This window comes from Pediococcus parvulus (assembly GCF_964063155.1).
In the GTDB taxonomy this organism is placed as follows: Bacteria; Bacillota; Bacilli; order Lactobacillales; family Lactobacillaceae; genus Pediococcus; species Pediococcus parvulus.
The window spans coordinates 1,078,426-1,098,458 of record NZ_OZ061292.1 but is presented as its reverse complement, the minus strand read 5'-3'; the positions used below and the strand labels follow the sequence as shown (position 1 = coordinate 1,098,458).

17 protein-coding genes are annotated in these 20,033 nt (G+C 38.3%); all 17 read right to left on the bottom strand.

All coding sequences use genetic code 11. The features are described from left to right. Positions 1-227: 227 nt before the first annotated feature. A complete protein-coding gene (gene ribF, locus AB3217_RS05350) occupies positions 228-1,187 on the bottom strand; it encodes a riboflavin biosynthesis protein RibF (RefSeq protein WP_367365775.1) in 960 nt (319 codons plus the stop codon). A 48-nt stretch (positions 1,188-1,235) separates the two neighbouring features. After that, entirely contained in the window at positions 1,236-2,153 is a 918-nt protein-coding gene (gene truB, locus AB3217_RS05345; protein WP_068804945.1) for a tRNA pseudouridine(55) synthase TruB, read from the bottom strand. Between the two features lie 132 nt (positions 2,154-2,285). Beyond that, positions 2,286-2,639 carry a 30S ribosome-binding factor RbfA gene (gene rbfA, locus AB3217_RS05340; RefSeq protein WP_057782683.1) on the bottom strand — a complete coding sequence of 118 codons (354 nt, stop codon included), beginning with the start codon at positions 2,637-2,639 and terminating at the stop codon, positions 2,286-2,288. Between the two features lie 10 nt (positions 2,640-2,649). Then, the gene (gene infB / locus AB3217_RS05335) at positions 2,650-5,214 is read right to left on the bottom strand and encodes a translation initiation factor IF-2 (protein ID WP_068804948.1); all 2,565 of its coding nucleotides are present in this window, start codon (positions 5,212-5,214) and stop codon (positions 2,650-2,652) included. A 4-nt stretch (positions 5,215-5,218) separates the two neighbouring features. Further along, positions 5,219-5,533 (bottom strand): ribosomal L7Ae/L30e/S12e/Gadd45 family protein, encoded by a 315-nt coding sequence (locus AB3217_RS05330; RefSeq protein WP_057782679.1) that lies wholly within the window; start codon positions 5,531-5,533, stop codon positions 5,219-5,221. Further along, positions 5,526-5,822 (bottom strand): RNase P modulator RnpM, encoded by a 297-nt coding sequence (locus tag AB3217_RS05325; RefSeq protein WP_057782677.1) that lies wholly within the window; start codon positions 5,820-5,822, stop codon positions 5,526-5,528. Before AB3217_RS05325 ends, AB3217_RS05330 begins: the two co-directional genes overlap by 8 nt. Before the next feature lie 25 nt (positions 5,823-5,847). Further along, positions 5,848-6,951: a transcription termination factor NusA gene (nusA, locus tag AB3217_RS05320; RefSeq protein WP_068804951.1), complete on the bottom strand. Its 1,104-nt coding sequence runs from the start codon at positions 6,949-6,951 to the stop codon at positions 5,848-5,850. Positions 6,952-6,966: 15 nt separating this feature from the next. Then, positions 6,967-7,440: a ribosome maturation factor RimP gene (rimP, locus tag AB3217_RS05315; RefSeq protein ID WP_068804955.1), complete on the bottom strand. Its 474-nt coding sequence runs from the start codon at positions 7,438-7,440 to the stop codon at positions 6,967-6,969. A gap of 122 nt (positions 7,441-7,562) precedes the next feature. Further along, positions 7,563-11,891: a PolC-type DNA polymerase III gene (locus AB3217_RS05310; protein WP_367365774.1), complete on the bottom strand. Its 4,329-nt coding sequence runs from the start codon at positions 11,889-11,891 to the stop codon at positions 7,563-7,565. Between the two features lie 120 nt (positions 11,892-12,011). Then, complete coding sequence (locus AB3217_RS05305; protein WP_068804960.1) at positions 12,012-13,727, bottom strand: proline--tRNA ligase; 1,716 nt, start codon at positions 13,725-13,727, stop codon at positions 12,012-12,014. 21 nt (positions 13,728-13,748) lie between these two features. Next, complete coding sequence (rseP, locus tag AB3217_RS05300; protein ID WP_260266884.1) at positions 13,749-15,017, bottom strand: RIP metalloprotease RseP; 1,269 nt, start codon at positions 15,015-15,017, stop codon at positions 13,749-13,751. A 17-nt stretch (positions 15,018-15,034) separates the two neighbouring features. After that, positions 15,035-15,820: a phosphatidate cytidylyltransferase gene (locus AB3217_RS05295; protein WP_367365773.1), complete on the bottom strand. Its 786-nt coding sequence runs from the start codon at positions 15,818-15,820 to the stop codon at positions 15,035-15,037. Positions 15,821-15,833: 13 nt separating this feature from the next. Then, the gene (locus AB3217_RS05290) at positions 15,834-16,631 is read right to left on the bottom strand and encodes an isoprenyl transferase (RefSeq protein ID WP_286984557.1); all 798 of its coding nucleotides are present in this window, start codon (positions 16,629-16,631) and stop codon (positions 15,834-15,836) included. Between the two features lie 150 nt (positions 16,632-16,781). After that, a complete protein-coding gene (gene frr / locus AB3217_RS05285) occupies positions 16,782-17,342 on the bottom strand; it encodes a ribosome recycling factor (RefSeq protein WP_057782661.1) in 561 nt (186 codons plus the stop codon). A 1-nt stretch (position 17,343) separates the two neighbouring features. After that, positions 17,344-18,066 (bottom strand): UMP kinase, encoded by a 723-nt coding sequence (gene pyrH / locus AB3217_RS05280; RefSeq protein WP_057782659.1) that lies wholly within the window; start codon positions 18,064-18,066, stop codon positions 17,344-17,346. 158 nt (positions 18,067-18,224) lie between these two features. After that, positions 18,225-19,103, bottom strand: coding sequence for a translation elongation factor Ts (tsf, locus tag AB3217_RS05275; protein ID WP_057782657.1), 879 nt, complete (start codon positions 19,101-19,103; stop codon positions 18,225-18,227). 97 nt (positions 19,104-19,200) lie between these two features. Further along, positions 19,201-20,016: a 30S ribosomal protein S2 gene (rpsB, locus tag AB3217_RS05270; protein ID WP_367365772.1), complete on the bottom strand. Its 816-nt coding sequence runs from the start codon at positions 20,014-20,016 to the stop codon at positions 19,201-19,203. Positions 20,017-20,033 lie beyond the last annotated feature (17 nt).

The window sequence follows — 20,033 nt, the reverse complement described above, 5'->3', positions numbered from 1 at the left end:
CTTAGCACATTGGAGTGCTAAGACACTATTAAAGATAACAAATGTTCTTTCAAATGTCAACATTAGTCAAACATTTTTTGATATTTGTACTATTCTTTTTTTAAAAGCCTAGCTTTTTGCTTGTATTAAGAGATTTCGTCCAAGGTGCTACAGCATTTTTTGATACTTTACGTTCTGATTTAAATCAGATTTCAATGGCAAGGTATTAACTGAAAAATGCATCTACATTAATTTGATTTTCCATTATTTAAATTCGCAAAATATTGCCGGATGTTTTTTTCATCGGCCTTTAATTGTTCAATTAATTTGTCAGCATTCGCAAACTTTATTTCACCACGCACATAGTGATACCATTCTACGGAAACTACTTCACCATATATTTCCTGATCAAAATCAAAAATATTGATTTCTAACGTGATCGGACGATTTTCTCCAAACGTGACATTACGGCCAACAGAAGCCATCGCTGGCCACCATTTTGTGCCAATTTTGATTCGAACAGCATAAATTCCAATCCCCGGAATTCGTACCCATGGATCTGACAATACATTTGCCGTAGGAAATCCAAGTGTTCGTCCCCGAGCTTCACCATGAACTACTAATCCATTAGTTTGGTAAACATATCCTAAGAACTTGTTGGCATGATCCACATCACTTTTCTTTAAATCATCACGAATTTTGGTTGAACTAACTTTTTGACCGTCTAATAAAAATTCGTTTACTGTCACGATATCAAAACGATCTTTGGCATAACTTGGTAAATGAGTCATATCCGCAATTTCACGTGGCCCGTAAGTATAGTCAAAACCTGCAACGATTGCTTTTGCATGCAGATTAACCATATATTGATCCACAAATTCTTGAGGAGTTAAATGCGCAAAAGTGGATGTGAAACTGACCACATATAAAAAATCAACACCCAAACTAGTCATTAACTCAGCTTTTCGTTTAACTGAGGTCAAATAATGTAAACCATTTAGACCTGGTTTCGGAAAAACAACAGACGGGTGGTGGTCAAAAGTCATTGCTGCAAGCGGTAATTTTCTTTGATCGGCTTCCTTGCGAGCACACTTGATAACTGCCTGATGGCCAAGATGAACGCCACCAAAAAATCCCATTGCCAAAACAACATCTCCATGAGGAATTTCTTGAGTCTCATATGGATGATGTAAATAAATAATTCTCATAAAATCCTCCCAATAATTCTAAATATCACGTTCTCAAAACTCTCTTAGTTAGTTGGTTAATAACATGGTCATCGGCCGATAAGCTACCCGTTTTTCATCATATTGGTATAGTGCTTGGACCCGATCGTGAAAAGTCAATGCCAATACAGGGGCTGCATTTTTCGGCTGATCAAAATTACTTCTCTGTAAAATAGCACCGTTTTGAACTCTCCGCCAAAGATCGGCATTCAGTTCAAAATGCGGATAATTTTTTAACGCATGATCAAGGGGCCGAATCAAAGTATCGATCGTATTAGTTTCAACAGCCGACTCCAACTGAGCAAAAGTCACCGTTTCATCTAATTTAAACCCGCCACTACTTAGCCTAGTTAATTTTGACATAACTGCCGGCACACCTAAAATCTCACCCAGATCCACCGCCAGCGTCCGAACGTAAGTCCCTTTACTGCACACAACTTTGAAATTAACAGTTTGGGTACCATTGATCTTATCGAAAACGGACCGGGCTTGTCGTTCAAACGTATGAACTGTTATTTGACGTTTTGGTCGTTCAACTTCAATACCCTGGCGTGCATATTCATATAACTTCTTGCCATTAACTTTAATTGCAGAATAAATTGGTGGTATTTGAGTAATCTCACCAGTTAACCGAAGCATAGCCATATCAATTTCAGTATCAGAAAAAGCCTGACTAAGAATTCGTTTCTTGATAACTTCACCATCTAAATCTTCAGTAGTTGTAGAAAAACCAAAAGTTACAGCCCCTTCGTAAACCTTACCTGATGCCATTAGGTAGTTTACGACTTTAGTGGCTTTTCCCACACAGATTGGCAAAACCCCGTCTACATTAGGATCTAATGTACCACTATGGCCAACTTTTTTTTGATGAAGAATACCGCGAATTTTGGCGACACAATCAAAACTTGTCATGCCCCGCGGTTTATACAAAGGAATTATGCCATCCATATAAAACGACCTCCATTTTTTACTGCTTTAAATTATAGCATAGCTTCGCCGTTTCCTTTGAATTTTGGCATCAAAAAAAGAATGGCCATTAAATTCCAGACCATTCTTTTGCGTATTTATAAACGAAATCGATTAATCTTCTGAATTAAGTTTATTGATCAACTTATCAATACGATCGCCATATTGAACTGAGGCATCACGTTCAAAAATTAATTCAGGAGTTTTATAAATTGACAGACGAGAACCCAATTCGCTGCGAATCAGGCCTTTAGCTTTTTGCAAACCGGTGGCAACTCTTTCACCATCGGAAGCCTTATCTGACAAAATACTATAGTAAACAGTTGCTTGCTGAAGATCACCAGTCACATTAACACCAGTGATGGTGATACCCTGCACGCGTGGATCACGAACACGTTTACGAATAATATCACTAATTTCTTTCTCTATTTCCTGACCAAGACGATCAGCTCGATATAATCTTGCCATGTGGATCCTCCTATTCTACAGGAACCTCTTTCATGATATAGGCTTCGATGACATCATCAACTTTAATATCATTATAGCCATCAATTGTAAGACCTAATTCAAAGCCTTGTTTGACTTGTTTAGCATCATCTTTAAATCGTTTCAAGCTGGCTAATTTCCCTTCGTAAATTACAACACTGTCCCGGATTAAACGAACACCACTATCCTTTTGAATATAGCCCTCCGTCACATAACCACCAACAACAGTTCCAACATGGGAAACTTTATAGATCTGACGAACTTCAACTTGCCCAGTAATGACTTCCTTGTAAGTTGGTTCAAGCATCCCTTTCATAGCGGATTCTACTTCGTCAATTGCGTTGTAGATAACTCGATGTAAACGGATATCCACATTTGAAGAATCCGCCAACTGCTTAGCCTGATTAGTTGGACGAACATTGAAACCAATGATAATGGCATTGCTGGCTTCAGCTAACGCCACATCACTTTCATTAATTGCACCAACAGCGGTATGAATAATGTTTACCCGGACGCCTTTGACATCGATCTTCTTTAGACTGCCAGACAGAGCTTCAACCGAACCCTGAACATCAGCCTTAATGATAAGGTCAACTTCCTTCATTTCTCCTTCTTTAAGAGAATCAAACAAGTTATCCAAAGTGACATGATTATTTGCACGGCGTTCTTCCATCAATGATTCTTTGGCACGTTCTTCACCAGCTGCACGAGCCGATTTTTCATCATCAAAGATCACAAAACGGTCACCAGCTTCAGGGACATCATTCAAACCTGTAATTTCAACTGGGGTTGATGGCGTAGCTTCTTTTACACGACGGCCTAATTCATTTGTCATTGTTCGAACGCGACCAAAGGTACTACCAACCACAATTGGATCACCAACACGCATAGTTCCTTGCTGAACTAAAACAGTTGCGATTGAACCCTTACCAGGATCAAGACTGGCTTCAATTACAGAGCCAGCTCCATTTTGTTCTGGATTTGCTTTCAATTCCATAACTTCGGCTTGAAGTAAGATCATGTCTAGTAATTCGTCCAAATTCTTACCAAATTTAGCCGAAATTTCAACGAAAATCGTATCACCACCCCAGTCTTCAGAAACCAATCCATATTCAGTCAACTGTTCCATAACGTGTTTTGGATTAGCACCAGGTTTATCAATTTTGTTAACAGCGACAATAATGGGTACATTGGCAGCCTTCGCATGATTGATAGCTTCAATAGTTTGTGGCATAACACCATCATCGGCTGCCACGACTAAAATGGTAATATCTGTGATATCAGCACCACGAGCACGCATTTCAGTGAATGCAGCATGTCCTGGTGTATCCAAGAAGGTAATCAACTTACCATCATGCTTCAACTGATAGGCACCAATAGCCTGAGTAATCCCGCCAGCTTCACCAGCAGTAATATGACTATGACGTAACTTATCCAGCAAAGTTGTCTTACCATGATCAACGTGTCCCATAATTGTAACAACGGGAGGACGGCTTTCAAGGTGGTCAGTATTTTCAGCTTCTTCTTCAAACATCTTGTCAATATCAGAAACATTAACAACTTCTTTTTTCTCAGCCTTGATTCCGTAATCTGCGGCTAAAATTTCAATCGTATCCTTATCAAGGGTTTGATTTTGATTAACCATCACGCCAAGCATAAATAACTTCTTGATGATTTCTGCTGGCTCACGATGAATTTTTTTAGCAATTTCGGCTACGTTCGTTCCATCGTTGTATTCAAAAACTTCTGGTAATGGCTTATTTTTTCTTGTTGGTGCTGGTTTGTTATCTACTTGACGTAAACGACCATTCTTCTTACTCTTCTTATTGTATCGACCACGGTTATTATACCGGTTATTATTACGGCCAAAACTTGAATTGCGATTCCCCTGTGAATTTCCACGACGACTATCTCTTGAAGTTGAAGAACCCTGCGAATTACTATTTGACCGGTTGTTTGTATTTGACCGGTTGTTTGTATTTGATCGATTATTATTATTTGATGAACGATTCCCCGCATTTGAAGAATTGCTCTGCGTGGACCGTTGTTGTGAATTACGATTCTGAGTACTATTTTGATTATTTCTTGAGTTAGTCCGCGATTGATTTTGTTGACTAGAGCGATTTTGGCTATGTGAGCCGTTATTAGCACTCTGATTTTGGTGTTGCGGGCGATTAGAACCTGTTTGACTAGCCGGACGATTGTGTGTTTGTTCAGTCGTCTTATGGTTATTATTTACAGATTTTGTTTCTTGAGGTCTTTGTGATGTCTGAGTAGTTTTATGTTGCACACTAGTCTCCTGTTTGTGGCCAGATGCACGTTCAACGACTGTTTTACCAGTTTTTGCTGACCGATACATAGTTGGCTTCTTCTTTGGTGTTTCAGATTTTTGGTTATTTTTTGTAGCGAATGATTGTCGAATTTGGCGTTCTTCATTCTCTCCAAGGGTAGACATGTGGTTTTTAACATCAAAACCAGACGCTTTAGCTTTGGCAATAATATCCTTACTAGATACATTAATTTCCTTAGCTAATTCATATATGCGTTTTTTCCCCATATCTTCACGCTCCTTCTTCAATATTTAATTTCAATAAAGCTTTTGCAAATCCCTGATCTTCAATTGCAACAGCTGACCTTGACTGGCCAATAGCCTGGCTTAATGTTTCACGAGTCATAAAAGCTAATAATGGGATTTGATAAGTTGTGCATTTATCAGAGATTTTTTTCTGGGTCGCTGCACCTAAATCTGTGCTAACGACAATCAATTTAGCTTTTTGGCTTCGAATTGATTGTAACACTTGTTGTTCCCCAGAAATCAATTTTCCCGCTCTTCGTGCCAGTCCGAGCAAATTGGAAAACCGATCTTTATCATTCATCTTTGAAAAGTTCCTTTCGAGCTTGTTGATGATCTACATAAGCAATAAGTTCATCGTAAAACTCATCAGCAACCTTAATCTTAAATGTTTTATCAAAAGTTCTCTCATCTTTTGCCTTTTTGGCAATTTTCACATCTAACCCAATGTAAGCTCCACGACCTGGCTTTTTCCCAGTTGGGTCTAAAGAAACTTCATCTTGTTTATTTTTAACAACTCGAACTAATTCCCTTTTGGGGAACATCTCACCCGTTACAATATCTTTACGTAACGGAATTTTTCTTTTCTTCATAGTTATCGAGCCTCCTAATCAACTATTATTGATTATCTTCACTTTCTGAATCTGATTCTGTGACGTCGTCCTCTTCAGGTTCTTCCATTAAATCTTTGGCATCAGTTTCTGATTTTATATCAATCTTATAACCAGTCAACTTAGCAGCCAAACGGGCATTTTGTCCGCGTTTACCAATTGCTAATGAAAGTTGATAATCTGGAACAATCACCATGCAGGTCCGTTCATTTTCTTCGTCAAACAAGACATCGACAACTTCAGCCGGGTTCAACGCATTGGAAATGTACTTAGCAGCATCATCTTCCCATTCAACAATATCCATGTTTTCACCGTTTAACTCATTAACGATGGTCTGAACACGTTGACCTCTGGGACCCACACAGGTTCCAACAGCATCAATATCTGGATCGGTTGAACGGACAGCAACTTTCGCACGGTCGCCGGCTTCACGAGCCACTGAAACAATTTCAACTGTGCCATCAAAAATTTCCGGAACTTCTTGTTCAAACAACCGCTTCAACAAATCTGGTGTGCTTCGGCTTACAAATACTTGTGCACCCTTGCCACTATTTTCAACTTTTGTCACATAAACCTTAATATGATCATGCGGTTCATATCTTTCAGTTGGGATTTGATCTTGTTTAGACATCACAGCTTCAACACCACCAAGATCAACATAGACAAAACGATTATCGCGACGAGCAACTTCACCAGTCACGATTTCATTTTCATATTCACTGTACTTATTATAAATGATTTCCCGTTCTGCTTCGCGAACCCGTTGCAAAATAACTTGTTTGGCTGTTTGAGCAGCAATCCGACCAAAGTTTTTAGGAGTCACTTCAAACTTAATGTGATCACCTAGTTCATAAGCTTTGTTAATGCTTAACGCATCACTTAGGCTTACCTGTTGTTGATCGTCCAAAACCTCATCGAAAACTTCTTTAACTGCATATACATGAATATCGCCTTTTTTGTCATCAAACTCTACATCCACATTTTGAGCCTGTCCATAGTTTCGTTTATAAGCCGAAACCAAGGCAGCTTCTAAGGCCTCAATGACAACTTCCTTCTTAATCCCCTTCTCCTCTTCCAAAGTATTGAGGGCACTAATCATTTCTTTACTCATTTTAAATTCTCCTTTTTAAAACTTGATTGCAAAACGCGCAAATCCAATTTGTTTAACCTCAAATTGTTTAGTAATTTTTCTTGTTTTATTCATGTAAGTTAGTTTTATTGTTGTGCCTGAATAATCATCTAAAGTTCCTTCAAAAACTTTTTGGCCATCAATTGGGGCATACAACGAAATATGCACATACTGTCCCACTGCTCGTTGCCAATCATTCGAAGTTTTAATGGGCCGTTCAGCTCCGGGAGAAGAAACTTCAAGAAAATAGGCCTGAGGAAATGGATCCGGCTCTAAACTATCTAGCTTTTCACTGATCTGATCGCTAGCCTCAGCGCAATCTTCAATTGTAATCCCACCTGGTTTATCGATATAAACACGAAGATACCAGCTTTTACCTTCCTTAACAAACTCTATATCCACCAACTCAAACTGGTGGGATTCAATAAGGGGTTCTACTTCCTTTTGTACTGTTTCTACAACACTCGCCAAACTTAAACCTCCAATAAAATTCAAATATTTTCAAGAAAAAGAGTGAGCATTTTCTGCTCACTCACTTGCCGCAATTAGATTCACTATAAGTATAACATATCGCTTAATAACGTACAAATAAGCTACATATCAAACAACGATAATTGATTTTCATCTGGTAAATCCGACAAAACACCATTTTCTGTCATAAAATCAATCAAGGTCTTTGAAACCTTGCCTCGTTTAGACAGATCTTCTTTTGAAAGAAATGGTTTATCTTCACGAGCCGCCACGATCTGTTTAGCCACGTTCAATCCCAGTCCCGGAACCGCGTTGAATGGAGCTAATAGGGAGTTTCCATCAATTAACCACTGTGAGGCATCTGAATTATTGACGTCCACCATTTTAAACGTATACCCGCGCTCTATCATCTCATTAGCCAATTCCAAAACAGTCAAAAGATTTTTTTCTTTAGTAGACGCATCCATCCCTTTATCATTAATAGCCTTCATTGCACTTTTAACAGCATCTTTGCCATGAGACATAGAAACTAAATCAAAATCGTCTGCCCGCACACTAAAATATGCACTGTAATATAAAATTGGAAAGTAAACTTTGAAATAGGCAATTCTTAAAGCCATCAAAACATATGCAGAAGCATGTGCACGTGGAAACATATATTTGATCTTCCCGCAGGAATCAATATACCAGTCTGGCACATTTGATTGTTTCATCTTTTCTTCATCACCATCAGGAATTCCGCGGCCATGTCGCACACTCTCCATGATCTGGAATGAAGTTTGGGAATCCATACCATAATGAATTAAATCGGTCATGATATTATCACGACACCCAATCACATCTTTCAAGGTTGCCGTCCCTGCTTTAATTAATTCTTCAGCATTTCCTAACCACACATCGGTTCCATGAGAAAGTCCAGAAATTTGAAGTAATTCGGCATAGGTGGTTGGATGGGTTTCTTCCAACATTCCCCGCACAAATCGAGTCCCAAATTCCGGAACGCCGAAAGTCCCCGTTTTCGACTGAATTTGTTCAGGAGTAACACCTAAAACTTCTGGCCCAGAAAACAGTTTCATAACACCGGGATCGTCCGTCGGAATCGTTTTAGGATCAATCCCTGATAAATCTTGCAAGGCACGAATCATGGTAGGATCATCATGACCCAGAATATCCATTTTTAAAATATTGTCGTGAATTGAATGGAAATCAAAATGCGTCGTTTCCCACGCTGCAGTTTGATCATCAGCTGGATATTGAATCGGTGTAAAGTCATAAATATCCATGTAATCAGGGACAATCAAAATTCCCGCTGGATGTTGACCAGTGGTTCTTTTTACGCCGGTAGCCCCCTTTGACAACCGATCAATTTCTGCATTTCGGAAAGTTTTCCCAGAATCACGTTCATAAGCTTTTACATAACCATAGGCTGTTTTATCAGCAACAGTTCCAATTGTTCCCGCACGGAATACATTTTTCTTACCGAACAAAACCTGCATATAGTTATGGGCAATTGGCTGGTAGTCTCCAGAAAAATTCAAATCAATATCAGGAACTTTATCCCCTTTGAACCCTAAGAAAGTTTCAAATGGAATATCTTGCCCATCCCCAACCAATGGTGTTTGACATTTAGGACAAACTTTATCAGGCAAATCGAATCCAGATCCATATTCACCTTTAGTAAAGAATTCTGTGTATTGGCAGTTAGGGCATCGATAATGTGGTGGTAATGGATTAACCTCCGTAATACCAGACATCGTCGCCACTAAACTGGAGCCAACTGATCCCCGAGAACCAACTAAGTAACCATCTTTATTACTTTTGTGTACAAGCCGTTGTGCAATTAAATAAATAACAGAGAATCCATTCCCAATGATACTCTTTAGTTCCTTATCCAAACGTTCCTTTACAATCTGTGGCAATGGATCACCATAAAGTTCATGAGCTTTATCCATTGTCAGTTGTTCAATTCTATTTTCAGCACCAGGCATTTTGGGAGTATATAGTTTATCTTTAACTGGCTTGATTTCGTCAACCATGTCTGCAATTTTAGCAGGATTAGTGACAACAATTTCCTCGGCCTTTTGTTTCCCCAAGAAGGCAAATTCCTCAAGCATTTCATCTGTCGTCCGGAAATGCACATCTGGCAATGTTGAACGATTAAGTGGATTAGCACCACCCTGAGAATTAATTAAGATTTTTCGATAAATGTAATCTTCAGGATTCAAGTAATGCACATCACCAGTCGCTACAACCGGTTTGTGCAGTTCAGTACCGAGAGCGACAATATTTGATAAAATCTCTTCCAAATGACGATTATCTTGAATGAGACCCTGCTCAATCTCTGGTTGATAAACTGGCTTTGCCATCACTTCCAAATAATCATAAAACTTAGCCTTTTGTTTGGCCTCTTCTTTACCTTTTTGCATCATGGCCGTAAAAACTTCGCCACTACTGCATGCAGATCCCACGATTATACCATCACGAAGTCGTGATAGTTCAGACTTAGGAATTCTAGGTACCCTGTAGTAATATTGCACATTAGAAAGTGATACTAAGCGGAACAAGTTTTTCAAACCTGCCTGAGTGGTTGCAAGAAGCACAGCATGTGAAGGCCGGGCATGTTTGTAAGCATCGTTTTCCGTCATATGGTCGTTCAACTGACTGTGGTACTTAATATGATACCGATCTTCAGCATCTTTTAAAAACAAATGACAAAGGTGGCCAGTAGATTCAGCATCATAGATTGCTCGATGATGGTGTTCCAAACTGACGCCAAATTTTTTAGCCAGTGTATTTAAACGATAACTTTTAAGTGTTGGATACAAAAAACGAGCCAAGGTTAAGGTATCAATAATCGGATTTGTTACTGGAGGCATGTTATAACGAGCATACCCAGTATTCATGAAACCAATATCGAAGGTCACATTATGACCCACAATGATGGCATCCCCATAAAACTCTCTAAATAACGTAAAGACGTCTTTTTCAGATTTCGATCCACGGACCATCTCATTTGTAATACTTGTTAAATTCGTAGTTAATTCAGATAATGGAAAGCCAGGATCAATAAACTCTTCAAACTGGTCAATCACATTACCATCCTGCATTTTCACGGCCGACAACTCAATCACTTTATCGTAAATGGCTGATAGGCCAGTTGTTTCCACATCAAATACAACGTAGGTGGTTCCTTTTAACGGGATTTTTTTATCATTGTAACCAATTGGCACGCCGTCATCTACCAAATTGGCTTCAACCCCATACAAAACTTTAACGCCATTCTTCTTACCTGCGGCATATGCTTCAGGAAATGCTTGCAGGCCAGCATGGTCAGTAACGGCAATCGCTTTTTGTCCCCATTTTGCTGCCTGTTGAACAAAGTCCGTGATATTGTTGGTCGCATCCATCTGACTCATGTTAGTATGCAAATGAAGTTCCACTCGTTTTTTACCTTCAGGTGCTTTGTCCTGCCGGGTTGCATGACTAATCTCCATTACATCATAAGCATTCAAAGTTAAGTCGCGCATAAAAGTATCTTCTTGAACTGTTCCACGCACTTTAACCCAAAGTCCCTTTTGAATAGTAGAAAAGAGTTGTTCTTCAGCTTCATTCTTTGAAAACTTTTTGACTGTAATGGAAGAACTATAGTCTGTGATCTTAAATATTAACAACTGTCGCTTAGAACGCAGGGTTCGGACCTCAGCATCAAATATATAGCCTTCCGCAACAACTGACCGTTCTTCTTGGGTAATATCTTCTAATCGGGTGATAGCTTCATCAGGATTAATTTGTTTACCAATGCGAACAGGCCCCCCATCTGGAATACCACTAGCCTGTTTTTTTTGTCGTTTTTCATCTTGTTTCAGAATTGCCTGCGATGCTTTTTGTGCCAAAATTGCATCGTTTTTCTCTTTTTTCGCCTTTAATTCTTCAATCATACTTTGTGAATCGGACTCATCGACAATTGTGTGGATTGAAAACTCAGGAAATCCATATTGTTGATAAGAACTTTCAATTGGTCCCAAAGCTGTGGTGGTTAAAAAATTTTGAACCACTTCATTTTGCGCCGCAAACAAAATTCTACCGTCATTCAGGCTTGGTAAATTATGTCCACATAATTCTTGTGTGAGCGGAGATGAAATATGACTATTTTTCACAATCCATTCCCAATAATTATCAATTAAACGAATATCCAACTTGGCATTTGAAGTCTGAATATTAAAAGCAACTCGTGCAATCGATTTAAAGGCGATTTGTAAATGATTATCAAGTTGTTGAAAAACTGCAAAGGGTAAACAATCCTCAAATTTAAAAGAGAATTCCCATACCTTCGATTTTTGATGAACAACAACTTTCTTAACCTCCGCATTTACAAAACTCGGATCATTTGGTTCCGGATAATTAATTTGTTCGAGAAGTTTTTTAAATTGTTCATTAGAATTTAGACTCAAGATTTGATTCCTTCCCTTTTTTACAAAAACTAATAATCATGAAGATAACGGCAAATTGATATATATACTGAATCCTTCATCAACTTGCCGTTATATTAACTCATTTGTTGGTAACGTTTCCTAGTTTTCATCCTTCAGAAGAATGCCAACTGAATTTTTCAATTCCTCAATTTTAACTTCCAAGGTTTCACCTGTTTTACGTAATTTCACTTCAACAATACCTTCTGAAGATTTTTTACCAACCGTAATCCGAACAGGAATACCAATTAAATCAGAATCAGCAAACTTCACGCCAGCACGTTCTTTCCGATCATCAACCAAAACTTCATAACCTGCTTCAGTCATTGTTTCTTCAATTTGCTTGGCTAAGGCCATCTGCTCGTCATTCTTAGCATTAACTGGAACAACATGAACATCAAATGGTGCAATATTCTTTGGCCAAACTAAACCATGGTCATCTGCTTTTTGTTCTGCAATTGCAGATAACAATCGACTAACACCAATTCCATAGCAACCCATAATAACTGACTTAGCACGTCCGTTTTCATCCAAAACGGTGGCACCCAAAGCATCTGAGTAACGCGTTCCCAATTTGAAAATATGACCAATTTCGATTCCCTTGGTAAACTGCAGCTTACCTTTCCCATCTGGTGCAAGTTCTCCTTCTTGAACTGTTCTGAAATCACCAAATTGATTAACCTTCAAATCACGATCGATATTTACATTCTTATAGTGGTATCCATTTTCATTAGCTCCAGTAACTGCATTTACCATGTTTTTGACATAAAAATCAGCCAAAATTGTGATATTTTCAGCATCCACATTAACGGCACCTAAGGAACCAAAATCAGCATTTAAATACTTTTCAGCTTGATCATCATTTGCAGGTACTAACTCACCAGCATTCAAAAAGTTTTTAACTTTAACTTCATTAACTTGGTCGTTACCACGAACTAAGACAAGAACTGGTTTTTCATCGGCAATGTACAATAACGTCTTAATGAGCTTCTTTGAGTCAACGTCCAGAAATTTGGCAACTTCCTCAATTGTCTTAGCATTTGGTGTCGCAACCTTTTCCAATGTCATTGGTTCTTCACCTGCAGAAACATCATCTACATATTTACTGCTTGCCATTTCTAAATTAGCGGCATAATCACTTTCTTTTGAATAGGCAATCGTATCTTCACCAACAGGAGCTATTGCAGAGAACTCTTTTGAATCATTACCACCCATTGCACCAGCATCACCAACAATTTCTCGGTAATCTAAACCACAAGCATCAAAAATATTTTGATAAGCCTTTTCCATGTCACGGAATGTTTTGTCCAAACTATCCGTCTCAGCATGGAACGAATAAGCATCTTTCATCAAAAACTCACGGCCACGAAGCAATCCATAACGAGGGCGATCTTCATCCCGATATTTCATTTGAATTTGATACAAAGTAAGGGGTAATTTTTTATAAGATTTAACTTCATCCCGAATCAAAGTTGTAAAGGTTTCTTCATGTGTTGGGCCAAGAATAAAATCACGATCATGACGATTCTTAAATTTATACAACTCTGGCCCGTATGTTTCTAATCGTCCTGACTTCTCCCAAAGTTCAGCGGGTAAAACAGCAGGCACTAGCATTTCTACCGCATCGATTTTTTCCATTTCAGAACGTATGATTTTTTTTATTTTTTCAATTGTTCGAAATGCGAGTGGTAGATACGCATACATCCCGGCAGATACCTGACGAATATACCCAGCCCGTAACATCATTTGATGGCTTTTAGCTTCAGCATCATTTGGAACTTCTTTCAAAGTCGGAATTAACATTTTTGATTGTTTCATATTTTCCTCCGTTAGTAGTTATTATTTAAAGAAATACCGTTGAATATCGTTCCAGGTTACAGCAACCATTAAAAGCATCAAAAGTCCGAAACCGATGAGGGTAATTATACCTTCCGTTTCTGGCTTTAATGGTTTACGACGGATCCCTTCGATAAAGTTCAATAAAATTTTCCCGCCATCTAATGCGGGAATTGGAATCAAATTAACAATTCCAAGGTTTAGTGACAGATAAGCCAACATGGTCAGCACCGAAACAAAGCCAAGTTTGGCTGCCTCAGAAGTTTGTGCATAAATAGCAACTGGTCCACCAAAATCGTTCACACTAAATCCATGCGTTATCATGTGTCCAAGAAGTGTGAAAATCATAGTTGTCAATTTCCAAGTTTCAGTAAAACCGTACATAATGCGTGCGCCAAGATTGCGTGTCATCGAACTTTCAATCCCTATCTGGCCAACTTGTCCTTCATTTCCCTTAACCGACTTCGGAACTAAAGTATAAGTTAATTTCTTTCCATTTCGGTTAACTTCAATTTTTGTTTTTTTCTTTGGTCGACTAGAAATTGTGTCCTGCAAATCTGTCCACGAATTTGTGGATTGCCCTGCAACTGACACAATTTGATCATTAGTTTCCAAACCAGCTTTTGCAGCGATTGAGTCTGAGACAACAGAAACCTGATTGGAGTTGGTTGGGACTGCTCCTTGGAGAATACCAACAAGGGCAAAAACAATGATTGCTAAAATGAAGTTATTCATTGGCCCAGCAAAATTTGTAAGAATTCGTTGCCATAACTTTGCAGATTGAAACTGAACATCTTTAGGTGCAATTCGAACTTTGGTTCCATCACTTTCAATTATGGATGCATCATGGTCAACTTCATAGCGCTTTAAGTTTTGTTCGTCACCATTTTCGTAGCCTTCAATCCAAAGCTCAGTCTCCAAATCGCTATTCGTCACTTCAACAGGAATGCCGTTTAAAAGAGTTGTATCGTGACTAGTATTAATTGTCTCGATTTTTCCATTTTTACCAGTAATTAAGCTGACTGGCATCCCCGGTTTCAGCTCCTCACCAGAATCTTCTAATCCTGCCATGCGCACATAACCACCAACCGGCAAAATTCTAAGGGTATATGTGGTCGCATTCTTAGAATAAGAATAGATTTTAGGACCCATTCCAATCGAAAATTCACGCACTAAAATCCCAGACTTTTTGGCAAAATAAAAATGACCAAATTCATGAACAATCACTAAAATACCAAATACAATTATGAATGTAATAATCGTTTGTATCAATGGCAAACCTCACTTAATTAGATTAATCCGAATAAATGAATAATCGGTAAGACAAGTAACATGCTATCAAAACGATCGAGAATTCCACCGTGACCTGGCAAAATATTACCAGAGTCTTTCACGGAGAAGTAACGTTTTAAGGCCGATTCAACTAGGTCACCAAATTGACCGGTTATAGAGAATATCAACGTTAACAAGACCATTAAAATGAAATTATATTGGGTTGGATAAAAAATTAAAAATACGGAACCGATAATTGTAGCCACAACAGTCCCCCCAATAGAACCTTCCCAAGTCTTGTTTGGGCTGATATGGGGAGCCAGTTTATTTTTTCCAAACCGCTTACCAATCATATAAGCTCCACTGTCGGTTGACCAAATGACAAACAAAATATATAACAACATGGACAACCCAACACCTCTAGCCGCTATAAAGTAGTAAAAACCAAACCCAATGTACAACATCGCTAAAGTGACCGCACCTGCATCGTCAAAAGAAAAACGATTGCGACTAACAACTGTTCGAATCAATAACGCAAGTACACACAAGAAGAAAACAAAAACACGATCAATTTGGGGTGGCAACCAGCCAAACCAACTAAGTGGTGCAATTAATAAAAAGACACCTATGTCTGCAATAATTGCTTCCGGAGAAACCAAAAGTAACTTTTTCATCATTAAAACTTCATTAACAGCAATCAATCCAAGCACTATGCCGGCGATGTCGATGAGCCAACCTCCGTAAACAATAACCGGAATAAAGATAATCAAGGCAATAACTGCTGTTGTCACACGTTGTTTCATATTATAAACTCCCTTATTTTAAACCGCCAAAACGACGATTCCTTTGTTGATACTCATAAATACAATCTCTTAATGTCGCATCAGAAAAATCTGGCCACAATTGATCCGTAAATACTAATTCGCTATAAGCAATTTGCCAAAGTAAAAAATTAGAAATTCTTTCTTCCCCGCTTGTTCGAATTAACAAATCCGGATCGGAATAAGGTTTTAATTCCGCAGTCATTAACATCGAATCAATTGTCTTATCCGTAATTTCTTCAGGGCTAATTTTATTCTGATCCACTTGGGCTGCAATCTTTTGAACAGCGGTAACAATTTCCGCTCTACCACCATAGTTAAGCGCAAAGTTTAACACCATTCCAGTACATTTTTCCGTATCTGCAATTGCATTTTTCACGGCTTTTTGTGTATAGTCTGGTAGCTGATCAATATATCCCATTACATTCACGCGAACATTATGTTTAATTAAATCTGGTACAAAAGTATCGAAAAAGTCGGTTGGCAAATGCATTAAAAAACTTACTTCTGCAGATGGCCGTTTCCAATTTTCCGTAGAAAAAGCGTACAAAGTCAAAATTTTCACGCCTAACTTACTAGCACTAATCGTAATTTTCTTCACGGTGTTCATGCCTTCCCGATGTCCCGCAATTCTCGGCAAATGCCGTTTCTGTGCCCATCTTCCGTTACCATCCATAATAATAGCTACGTGACTGGGAATATTATGATCATCTAAGGTATTAAAAGAAAGCTTTTCGTCTTTACCCTTTTGAGTATTTTTAGAGAACACTTTACCACTCCATCTCATATTCATGCATAATGTCTATTTTAGCAGAATTCTTCAGAAGTTAACATTCCTAGCAAAAAAAAGCTACTAGTTCTTCAATTTTAAATTAAAATTGATAATAAAAAAACACAAACAGCACTGATAATTCAGGCTCTTTGTGTCAATTAGTCATTAAAATTACTCAGATAAAACTTCTTTTTCTTTATCTGCTACAATTCCATCAACAGCTTTAATTGCGGCATCCGTAACTTTTTGTGTTTGAGTTTCTAAATCATGCAACTGATCTTCTGTAAAGGTACTATCTTTTTCGCCTTTTTTAAGCTCATCCATTGCATCGCGACGCACATTACGGACTGCTACTTTAGCGCGTTCACCTTCAGCTTTAACGTCTTTAGCTAATTCTTTACGTCTATCTTCAGTTAACTGAGGAATAACTAATCGAATTGCACTACCATCATTTGATGGATTAATACCTAAATCTGACATTAAAATTGCTTGTTCTAAGTTCTTTAAAGCTGATTTGTCATAAGGTGTCACCATAATTACTCGAGCCTCTGGAATGCTGATTGAAGCCATTTGATTAACAGGTGTCGGTGTTCCGTAATAATCAACCTTAATTCGATCTAACAAACTAGCATTAGCGCGTCCTGCTCGAATATTTCCTAGCTCACGTTGCAATGCCTGTTCAGCCTTTGCCATTTTGTCTTGTGCTTTTTTAATAATTTCATTTTGTGCCATATTATTTTCCCCTTACTGTAGTTCCAATTTTCTGACCTTCAACAACTTTTTTAATATTTCCAGGTTGATTTAAATTGAAAACAACCAACGGAATATTGTTTTCCATAGATAGGGAACTTGCAGTTGTATCCATAACATTAAGTCCCTTATCTATAATATCCATATGTGTCAACTCTTCATATTTGGTAGCTGAAGCGTCTTTGTTAGGATCTGCAGAGTAAATTCCGTCAACACCATTCTTAGCCATTAAAATAGCGTCCGCATTTATTTCTGCACCTCTTAATGCAGCGGTCGTATCAGTAGAAAAGTATGGGCTACCAGTACCAGCTGCAAAAATGACAATCCGATCTTTTTCTAAGTGACGAACTGCCTTCCGACGAATGTATGGTTCAGCAATTTGACGCATTTCAATTGCCGTCTGAACACGAGTGGGAACACCTAACGATTCCAAGCTGTCTTGCAAGGCCAACGCGTTCATTACTGTAGCTAACATACCGATATAGTCAGCTTGAACGCGTTCCATACCCATTTGTTCACCAGTTTCACCACGCCACATATTACCGCCACCGCAAACAATTGCAATTTGAACGCCCATATCATGAACATCTTTTAACTCTTGAGCTACTGTTTTAATAACAGGTGGATTAATTCCTGATCCTTTATCGCCTGCAAGTGCTTCGCCACTAAGCTTCATGATTACCCGTTTATATTTAACTTCTGTCATGGTGTTTCCTCCTCGTTTCTTCCGTTCTAGTTTATCATAAAATTAGCCAATAGAGCCATCTATTCGCTAATTTAGTAAATAGTTCGTTTCTATGTAGCAAAAAAGGTGTCTTGTTTTCACAAAACACCTAAAACTGTAAGTAAGGACTAAGAACTAGCCTATTTACCCATTTCTTTTTTAACTTCTTCAGCAAAGTTAGCAGATTTCTTTTCGATACCTTCACCAACTTCATAACGGATAAATGATTTAACCTTTCCACCCTTTGAAGCCACATATTTAGCAACTGTTTGGTCTGGATCTTTAACAAAATCTTGATCATCAAGACTAATTTCTGCTAAGAATTTGTTAAGTCGGCCTTCTACCATCTTATCGATAATTTTTGCTGGCTTTCCTTCTTCTTCAGCTTCCTTGGTCAAAACTTCACGTTCATGATCCAAGACTTCAGCGGGAACCTGACTACGATTTACATACTTAGGATTAATTGCAGCAACGTGCATAGCAATGTCCTTAGCAGTATCATCATCAGCACCGTCCAATACAACTAAGGTAGCAATCTTACCACCCATGTGTAAATAAGCACCAAAATGTTCGTTTTCAGATTTTTTAACAACATCAAAACGACGTAAAGTGATTTTTTCACCAGTCACCTGAGTGGTTTCAATAATGTCATCATTAACTGTTCCCTTAGCGGTTTCAAGCTTCAAAGCATCCTCGATAGATGCAGGAGCACTCAAAGCAAGTTGAGAAGTAACTGCTTTTACTAAGTCAATAAATTGATCATTGGAAGCGACAAAGTCAGTTTCTGAGTTAACCTCAGCAATAGCTGCTTGATCATTATGAATTTCAACATCGGCTAAGCCTTCAGCAGCGATTCGATCACTTTTCTTTTCAGCTTTGGCAATCCCTTTTTCACGAAGAAAATCAATTGCCTTATCCATATCACCATCAGTTGCGACTAATGCTTTTTTAGCATCCATCATACCAACACCAATTTTGTCACGTAACTCTTTAACTTGTGATGCAGAAATACTTGCCATAATTATGGCCTCCTTTTAGTAAATTCTAAATTCCATTAAAAAGGCCATCTCAATCTCAGGCCAAAAAGGTCGAGACTTACGACAGCCTAATAATTAACTATTTTGCAGAGTCTGATCCGCCCTCAACAGTTTTTTTGAGATTCTCAAGAGAATCTGTCGAAACGTCACTTGCTGCTTCTTTAACAGGAACTGCACTTTCAGTTGCTGCTGGTTGAGCATCGTCTTGATCTTCACCTTGACGGCCCTCAATAACGGCATCAGCCATTTTTGAAGTAATCAAACGAACAGCACGAATAGCATCATCATTTGATGGGATAATAACATCAATTTGATCAGGATCTGTATTCGTATCTACCATAGCAATAATTGGAATGTTCAACTTACGAGCTTCTTTTACCGCGATTTGTTCCTTACGAGGATCAACGATAAAAATAGCATCTGGAACATGTGGCATATCTTCAATACCACCCAAGAACTTCTCCAACTTGTCTTTTTGTTTGTTAAGAAGAGAAACTTCTTTCTTTGGCAAACGTTCAAATGTACCGTCTTCATTCATTTTTTTGAGATCTTTAAGACGTTTGATACGAGTTTGAATTGTGTTCCAGTTAGTTAAAGTTCCACCTAACCAACGATGGTTAACATAAAACTGACCTGCACGTGTAGCTTCTTCTTCGATTGCAGTTTGTGCTTGTTTCTTCGTACCAACAAATAAAACAACACCATTGTTTGCTGCAATATCTTTTACAAAGTTGTATGCAGAATCAATCATTTTAACTGTTTTTTGTAAGTCAATGATGTAAATTCCGTTACGTTCTGTAAAAATGTATGGCTTCATCTTTGGATTCCAACGACGTGTTTGGTGACCAAAGTGAACACCGGCTTCAAGCAATTGCTTCATAGAAATTACTGCCATAATAAAAATACCTCCAA

What these genes read in the sequence shown, in the direction of transcription:
- ribF (WP_367365775.1), bottom strand. Translation starts at nt 1,187, where the DNA reads ATGAGAATTATTTATTTACATCATCCATATGAGACTCAAGAAATTCCT.
- truB (WP_068804945.1), bottom strand. Translation starts at nt 2,153, where the DNA reads ATGGATGGCATAATTCCTTTGTATAAACCGCGGGGCATGACAAGTTTT.
- rbfA (WP_057782683.1), bottom strand. Translation starts at nt 2,639, where the DNA reads ATGGCAAGATTATATCGAGCTGATCGTCTTGGTCAGGAAATAGAGAAA.
- infB (WP_068804948.1), bottom strand. Translation starts at nt 5,214, where the DNA reads ATGGGGAAAAAACGCATATATGAATTAGCTAAGGAAATTAATGTATCT.
- AB3217_RS05330 (WP_057782679.1), bottom strand. Translation starts at nt 5,533, where the DNA reads ATGAATGATAAAGATCGGTTTTCCAATTTGCTCGGACTGGCACGAAGA.
- AB3217_RS05325 (WP_057782677.1), bottom strand. Translation starts at nt 5,822, where the DNA reads ATGAAGAAAAGAAAAATTCCGTTACGTAAAGATATTGTAACGGGTGAG.
- nusA (WP_068804951.1), bottom strand. Translation starts at nt 6,951, where the DNA reads ATGAGTAAAGAAATGATTAGTGCCCTCAATACTTTGGAAGAGGAGAAG.
- AB3217_RS05305 (WP_068804960.1), bottom strand. Translation starts at nt 13,727, where the DNA reads ATGAAACAATCAAAAATGTTAATTCCGACTTTGAAAGAAGTTCCAAAT.
- AB3217_RS05295 (WP_367365773.1), bottom strand. Translation starts at nt 15,820, where the DNA reads ATGAAACAACGTGTGACAACAGCAGTTATTGCCTTGATTATCTTTATT.
- AB3217_RS05290 (WP_286984557.1), bottom strand. Translation starts at nt 16,631, where the DNA reads ATGAATATGAGATGGAGTGGTAAAGTGTTCTCTAAAAATACTCAAAAG.
- frr (WP_057782661.1), bottom strand. Translation starts at nt 17,342, where the DNA reads ATGGCACAAAATGAAATTATTAAAAAAGCACAAGACAAAATGGCAAAG.
- pyrH (WP_057782659.1), bottom strand. Translation starts at nt 18,066, where the DNA reads ATGACAGAAGTTAAATATAAACGGGTAATCATGAAGCTTAGTGGCGAA.
- tsf (WP_057782657.1), bottom strand. Translation starts at nt 19,103, where the DNA reads ATGGCAAGTATTTCTGCATCACAAGTTAAAGAGTTACGTGACAAAATT.
- rpsB (WP_367365772.1), bottom strand. Translation starts at nt 20,016, where the DNA reads ATGGCAGTAATTTCTATGAAGCAATTGCTTGAAGCCGGTGTTCACTTT.